The sequence below is a fragment of the Kitasatospora griseola genome (assembly GCF_014648555.1).
GTDB classification, from domain to species: Bacteria; Actinomycetota; Actinomycetes; order Streptomycetales; family Streptomycetaceae; genus Kitasatospora; species Kitasatospora griseola.
Map to the genome: position 1 here is coordinate 190,956 of NZ_BMRI01000003.1, position 6,889 is coordinate 197,844.

At 72.0% G+C, this 6,889-nt stretch carries 5 protein-coding genes and 2 pseudogenes; 3 read left to right on the forward strand and 4 right to left on the reverse strand.

All coding sequences use genetic code 11. From position 1 onward, the window contains the following. Both IEZ12_RS37720 and IEZ12_RS05030 read left to right on the forward strand, forming a co-directional pair. Positions 1–227, forward strand: a pseudogene (locus IEZ12_RS37720) (inorganic phosphate transporter); the annotation flags it as partial. A gap of 13 nt (positions 228–240) precedes the next feature. After that, positions 241–468 (forward strand): hypothetical protein, encoded by a 228-nt coding sequence (locus IEZ12_RS05030; RefSeq protein ID WP_189271002.1) that lies wholly within the window; start codon positions 241–243, stop codon positions 466–468. A 433-nt stretch (positions 469–901) separates the two neighbouring features. Here IEZ12_RS05030 and IEZ12_RS05035 read toward each other — a convergent pair. Together IEZ12_RS05035 and IEZ12_RS05040 are read right to left on the reverse strand one after the other, a co-directional pair. Further along, a pseudogene (locus IEZ12_RS05035) lies at positions 902–2,455 on the reverse strand (MDR family MFS transporter); the annotation flags it as partial. A gap of 106 nt (positions 2,456–2,561) precedes the next feature. Continuing rightward, positions 2,562–3,026, reverse strand: a complete 465-nt coding sequence (locus IEZ12_RS05040; protein WP_043915996.1) for a MarR family winged helix-turn-helix transcriptional regulator — start codon at positions 3,024–3,026, stop codon at positions 2,562–2,564. A 106-nt stretch (positions 3,027–3,132) separates the two neighbouring features. On the opposite strand from IEZ12_RS05040, the gene IEZ12_RS05045 reads away from it, so the two are divergent. Continuing rightward, positions 3,133–4,167 carry an ABC-2 transporter permease gene (locus IEZ12_RS05045; protein ID WP_229847252.1) on the forward strand — a complete coding sequence of 345 codons (1,035 nt, stop codon included), beginning with the start codon at positions 3,133–3,135 and terminating at the stop codon, positions 4,165–4,167. 25 nt (positions 4,168–4,192) lie between these two features. Here IEZ12_RS05045 and IEZ12_RS05050 read toward each other — a convergent pair whose 3' ends face one another. Together IEZ12_RS05050 and lon are read right to left on the reverse strand one after the other, a co-directional pair. After that, positions 4,193–4,717: a GtrA family protein gene (locus IEZ12_RS05050; protein WP_189271005.1), complete on the reverse strand. Its 525-nt coding sequence runs from the start codon at positions 4,715–4,717 to the stop codon at positions 4,193–4,195. Positions 4,718–4,795: 78 nt separating this feature from the next. After that, a partial coding sequence (lon, locus tag IEZ12_RS05055) for an endopeptidase La (protein ID WP_229847253.1) occupies positions 4,796–6,889 on the reverse strand: 2,094 nt, incomplete at its 5' end.

The following is a 6,889-nucleotide window of genomic DNA, read 5'->3' on the forward strand; positions in this document are numbered from 1 at the left end:
CCGCCGTGGTGTCCGGGCTGGCCGCGCTGGTCGCCGACCAGGGCAACTGGGGCGTGGCCGTGGTCGGCGTCGCGCTGGTGCTCGGCGCCGGCTCGATGTGGCTGATCTCCCGCCGCCAGCCGGTGCACGCCGACAACGTGAACGACAGCGACAGCGACAGCGACAGCACCACGGTCGACCTGCCGGTCACCGGCACCACCACCGGCCAGACCACCATCGCGGCCTGAGAGGACAACGACCATGCACATCAAGTGGGCCGCTCTGGCCGAGACCGCGGGCGTCAGCCTGACCGTCACCCTCGCCGTCGTCACCGTCTTCGCCCTGGGCAACCTGGCACTCTCCCGCCGGGAGGCGGCCGTCGAGGCCGGCACCGGCAAGGGCACCCCGGCCCTGGCGGCCGCGGTCCTGTGCTTCGCCGCCTGCGCGGCGGCGGTGGGCTACGGCATCTCGCTGATCGCCGCCAAGTAGCACCGCACCCCGAGAAGGGCCCCGGCCGACCCGGCCGGGGCCCTTCTCGCACTCCCGGCGGCAGCCCGACCGACCATCGGCCGCACCCTTACGGTCGGGACACCGAGCGCTCCAGCCACCGCGGCCGGCCCGCTGGAAGTCCGTCCACCTGTCGACACGCGACCAATCGCCCACCAGGCCCCGACCCGCACGGCCGGGACGGCACGCAGGCCGCCCATCTCGCCATCCGTCGAGGCAATCCACCCCGGCACCCTGCACCCTTCGCGGCCGTCCGCGCCGACGCCACACCGATGGCTGCCCGGCGGCCCGCCCGGCCACGGGCCACGGCTCCGCAACCCCGGCGGCCCGCCCGGGCCCCGATCCGACGAAGGGCCCCCGCCACCTCGGCGGGAGCCCTTCTCGCATGTCGACGCGCGGCTCAGTCGGCGACCAGTTCCACAGGCTCCGCGGCGGGCTTCTCGTCGGCGGCGGTGCGCAGCGGCACCTCGCGGATGAACAGCACCAGCAGGAAGCCGACCACGGCGAACGGGGCGGCGACCAGGAACACGGTGCCGACGCCGTGCCCGAACGCGTCGGTGACCAGCGGGACGATCCGCGCGGGCAGCTTGGACAGGTCGGGGATGCCGTCCCCGCCGCCCGCGGCGGCCGGCAGGCCGGCCTTGGCGAAGTTCTCCGCCAGGTAGGCGGCGACCTTGTGCCCGAGCAGCGCGCCGAGCGCGGAGACGCCCATCGCGCCGCCCATGGTGCGGAAGAAGGTGACCACCGAGCTGGCCGCGCCGAGCTCGTGCCGCGGGACGGTGTTCTGCACCGCGAGCACCAGGTTCTGGCTGGTCAGGCCGAGGCCGACGCCGGCGATCGCCATGTAGAGGGCGAGCAGCGCGTAGGAGGTGTCGGCCCGGGCGGTGCCCATCAGGCCGAGGCCGACGGCGAGCAGGACGGTGCCGCCGACCAGGTAGCCCTTCCACTTGCCGTACTTGGTGATGAGCTTGCCGGCCACGGTGGAGGAGACCGCGAGGCCCAGGATCATCGGCAGGGTGAGCAGGCCGGCCTGGGTGGGGGTCTTCTCCTTGGCGAGCTGGAAGTACTGGCCGAGGAAGGTGGTGGTGCCGTACATGCCGACGCCGACGAAGGCGGAGGCCACCGAGGCGAGCGCGACGGTGCGGTGGCGGAACAGGTCGAGCGGGATCAGCGGCTCGGCGGCGCGCTTCTCGACGGCGACGAACAGTCCGGCCAGCGCCAGGCCGCCGAGCACCATCACCGCGGTCTGCCAGGACACCCAGTCGTAGTTCTTGCCGGCCAGCGAGATCCAGATCATCAGCAGGCTGACCGAGGCGGTGATCAGCACCGCGCCCAGGTAGTCGATCTTCGGCTTGCGGACGGTCTGCTCGGGGAGCTTGAGGGTGCGCTGCAGCACCAGGATGGCGAGCAGGGCGAACGGGACGCCAACGTAGAAGCACCAGCGCCAGCCGAGCCAGGAGGTGTCCACGATGACGCCGCCGATCAGCGGGCCGCCGATGGTGGCGAGCGCGAAGACCGCGCCGAAGTAGCCGCTGTAGCGTCCGCGCTCCCGCGGGGAGACCATCGCGGCCAGGCAGATCTGGCCGAGCGCGATCACACCGCCGGCGCCGATGCCCTGCAGCACCCGGCAGAAGATCAGCATGCCGATGCTCTGCGACAGGCCGGCCAGCGCCGAGGAGAGCACGTAGATCACCATGGCGATCTGGACCAGCAGCTTCTTGCTGACCAGGTCGGAGAGCTTGCCCCAGAGCGGGGTGGCGGCGGTGATCGACAGCAGGGCGGCGGTGACCACCCAGGTGTAGGCGGACTCGCCGCCGTGCAGGTCGTTGAGGATCCGCGGAAGCGCGTTGGAGACGACCGTGGAGGACAGCACGGCCACGAACAGGCCGAGCAGCAGGCCCGAGAGGGCTTCGAGCACTTGACGGTGGGACATCTGGGCCTGGGGGGCGGTCGGGTGGGTCGTCGACATGCGCTTCCTTCGACTGATGATTCGTTGCCTCAAGCAACTATACGTGGATAGTTGACTAAGGCAACTTTCTTCAAGCCCAAGTAAAGAAACCCTCCCGACGCCCCGCTCAGACCCCCTCGGTCAGCTCGTTGAACCGCTCCAGCAGTCGCGCGAACTGCTCCAGCTCACCCAGCTCCCACGCCGCCAGCGAGGCCCGGAACCGCGCCATCCGCACCTCCCGGGCGGCCGCGAACCGCCGCTCGCCCTCCTCGGTCAGCGACACCAGCGAGGCCCGCCGGTCCAGCGGATCGGTCTCCCGGTGCAGCAGGCCCAGCTCCTCGATCGCCCGGATCTGCCGGCTGACGGTGGCCTTGCCCACCCCGAAGTGCAGCCCGATGTCGGTCACCCGGGCCCGCCCGGACTCCCGGATGAAGGAGAGCAGGACGTACGCCCCGGCTTCCAGTTCCGGGTGCACCAGCCGGGAGACTTCGGAGGCCCGCGCCCGGCTGCGCCGGAACAGCGTCGCCACCTCGCGCTCGACCGCGAGAAATGCCAGTTCGGAGGCGTCCGGCTGCGCCACGGGGTCGTTCATGGCGCTCAGTATCGCGCAGGCGGCGCCTCCCCCGGCGGGTAACTGTTTCATGATATGAAGTATCCGTTTTGCGTACTGGCACCGGATTGATAGGGAGATGCCCCGCATGGCAGAGCCTGCAAAGGGATTCGTCAACGACCTCAAGGACGCGGTGACACCACGCGCGTTCCTCCTGGTCGTCGCCGTCCTGCTGCTGCAGCTCGGCTTCATCACCTCGTACGTGGGCGCGCTCCACCAGCCGAAGCCGCACCAGCTGTCCATCGCAGTGGTCGCCCCGCCGGAGGTCGCGCCGAAGCTGACCGCCGCCCTGGAGTCCGTCCCGAACGAGGCCGTGCGCGCCTCCGTCGAGCCCGACGCGGAGACCGCGAAGGCCCGGATCAAGGACCAGAAGATCTACGCGGCCTGGGTGTTCGACCCGGCCGGCACCCAGGACACCCTGCTGGTCGCGGAGGCCCGCGGCCCGGCCGCGTCCGGCGCCGCCGAGCTGATCGTCACCAAGGTCGCGGCCGCCCAGCACCGCACCGTCGAGGTGCAGGACACCATTCCGCTGGCCGCCGGCGACGGCAAGGGCCTGTCGAGCTTCTACCTGGTGGTCGGCTGGTGCGTCGGCGGCTACCTGGTCGCCTCGATCCTCGGCGTCAGCGCCGGCGCCCGCCCCGCCAACACCAACCGGGCCACGGTGCGCCTGGGCACCCTGGCGCTGTACTCGATCGCCGCGGGCCTCGGCGGCACGCTGATCACCGGCCCGATCCTGAACGCGCTGCCCGGCTCGATCCTGGCGCTGACGGCCATCGGCGCACTCGTGGTGTTCTCGGTCGGCGCGGTCACCATGGCGCTGCAGTGTCTGTTCGACATCATCGGCATCGGCGTGGCCGTGCTGATCTTCGTGGTGCTGGGCAACCCCAGCGCGGGCGGCGTCTACCCGCCGCCGCTGCTGCCCACGTTCTGGCGGGCGATCGGCGAGTGGATCCCGAACGGCGCCGGCACCTCGGCCACCCGCTCCATCGCCTACCTGGGCTCCTCCGCGATGGCGCTGCCGCTGACGGTGCTGGCGGTCTGGGCCGTCCTCGGCGTCGCGGTGACCTACGTCGCGGCGGCCCGCCGACCGCTCCTCGGCCGCCCCACCCCGAACGAGGTGTGAGCGGCCGTCACGGACAGGGCAGGGGTCAGACCCGCTCGGGCTCCCGCCCCTGCTCCTGGTTGGTCACCCGGTCGGAAAGCCGGGTGAACACGAAGCGGTTCATCGCCCAGTAGCGGAACACCATCGCCACCAGGGTGCCGATGAGCATGCCGCTGACGAAGTCGGCGACTTCCTGGGTGAACTTGCTGACGTCCGGGTAGCGCAGGTCGAACACGTAGCGCGAGGCCGCCAGCGGAAGGTCGTTCACGCCGACCGCGAGGGCGCTGACCACCAGGAACAGCACCGCCTCGCGCTGCTTGCCGGCCGCCCGGAAGGACCACTGGCGGTTCCACACGTACGACACCACAGTGGCGAGCGCGGTCGCGATGGTCAGCGCGATGACCGGCTTCGACTCGAAGACGGTCATCTTCAGAGCGAAGTTGATCACCATGGTGATCAGGAAGCAGGTTCCTCCGACGACGAGGAACTTGACCAACTTGCGGTGCTTGACCAGGAACGGGCGGAACTGCTCCGGGATAGCGGTCAGCGCGCGCTGTGTAGGGGACGGCATGCGGGAAGTCTGCCACGGGCCCGGATCGCCAACCACCAGGGGCCCTCGGAGTGGACACTCCGAGGGCCCCGGCCGTCCTCAGGCCGCCGCGACCAGCACCTCGGCCGGCTCCAGCGCCAGCCGCAGCACCTCCCGCACGTCGGCGACGGCGTGCACCGTGAGCCGCTCCAGCACCTCGGCGGGGACGTCGTCCAGGTCCGCCTCGTTGCGCTTCGGGATGATCACCGTGGTGACCCCGGCCCGGTCCGCGGCCAGCAGCTTCTGCTTGACCCCGCCGATCGGGAGCACCCGCCCGGTCAGCGACACCTCGCCGGTCATCGCCACGTCGGTGCGCACCTTGCGCCCCGACAGCAGCGAGGCCAGCGCCGTGGTCATCGTGATGCCCGCGCTCGGACCGTCCTTCGGCACCGCGCCGGCCGGCACGTGCAGGTGGATGCCCCGCTCGCGCAGGCCCGTCACCGGCAGCTCCAGCTCGGCGCCGCGCGACCGCAGGTAGGAGAGCGCGATGTGCGCCGACTCCTTCATCACGTCGCCCAGCTGCCCGGTCAGCGTCAGCCCGGTCGAGCCGGTCTCCGCGTCCGCCAGCGACGCCTCGATGTAGAGGACGTCACCGCCGGCCCCGGTCACCGCCAGCCCGGTCGCCACCCCGGGCACCGCGGTGCGCCGCTCGGTCGGCTCCTGCGCCGCCTCCGGCACGTGGTGCGGCCGGCCCAGCAGCGCCCGCAGGTCGTCCGCGCCGACCGCGGCCGGCAGCTCGCGCTCGCCCAGCTCGGTCTGCGCCGCGACCTTGCGCAGGATCCGCGCGATCGCCCGCTCCAGGTTCCGGACGCCCGCCTCCCGGGTGTACTCGGCGGCGAGCCGGCGCAGCGCCGCCTCGTCCACCGTCAGCTGCTCCGCGGCCAGGCCCGCCTTGGCGAGCTGGCGGGGCAGCAGGTGGTCGCGGGCGATGGCGACCTTCTCGTCCTCGGTGTAGCCGTCCAGCCGGACCACGTCCATCCGGTCCAGCAGCGGCTCCGGGATCGCCTCCATGACGTTGGCGGTGGCCAGGAACACCACGTCCGACAGGTCCAGCTCGACCTCCAGGTAGTGGTCCCGGAAGGTGTGGTTCTGCGCCGGGTCCAGCACCTCCAGCAGCGCCGCCGCCGGGTCGCCCCGGTAGTCCGACCCGACCTTGTCGATCTCGTCCAGCAGCACCACCGGGTTCATCGTCCCGGCCTCCTTGATCGCCCGGACGATCCGACCGGGGATCGAGCCCACGTACGTCCGCCGGTGGCCGCGGATCTCCGCCTCGTCCCGGACGCCGCCGAGCGCCACCCGCACGAACGACCGGCCCATCGCCCGGGCCACCGACTCGCCCAGCGAGGTCTTGCCGACACCGGGCGGGCCGACCAGCGCCAGCACCGCGCCCCCGCGCCGCCCGCCGATCTGCCCCAGCCCCTGGTCGGCCCGGCGCTTGCGCACCGCCAGGTACTCGACGATCCGGTCCTTCACGTCCGCCAGCCCGTTGTGGTCCGCGTCCAGCACGGCCCGCGCACCGGCCAGGTCGTACGCGTCCTCGGAGCGCTCGTTCCACGGCAGCTCCAGCACCGTGTCCAGCCAGGTGCGGATCCACGAGCCCTCGGGCGACTGCTCACTGGAGCGCTCCAGCTTGTCGACCTCCTTGAGCGCCGCCTCCCGCACCTTCTCCGGCAGCGTCGCGGCCTCCACCCGGGCCCGGTAGTCAGCGTCTTCGGAGCCTCCGAGCCCCGCCTCGCCGTTCAGCTCGGCCAGCTCCTTGCGGACGGCCTCCAGCTGGCGGCGCAGCAGGAACTCCTTCTGCTGCTTGGCGACGCCGTCCTCGACGTCCTTGCGGATGGTGTCGTTGACCTCCTCCTCCGCGAGGTGCTCGCGCAGCAGCCCCAGCGCGTACTCCAGCCGGGCCGGCCGGTCCGCCTCCAGCAGCACCTTCAGCTTCTGCTCGGCGGTGGCGAACGGCGCGTACCCGATGTTGTCCGCGAGCTCGCCGATGTCCTCGATCGCCGCCACCCGGTCGACGATCTGCCACGCCCCGCGCTTGCGCAGCCACTTCGTGGACAGCGCCTTGTACTCCTTGGCCAGCTCGGCCGCCCGGCCCGCCACCGGCAGCCCCGGGTCCGACTCCTTGAACGGCGTGGTCTCCACCCACAGCGCCGC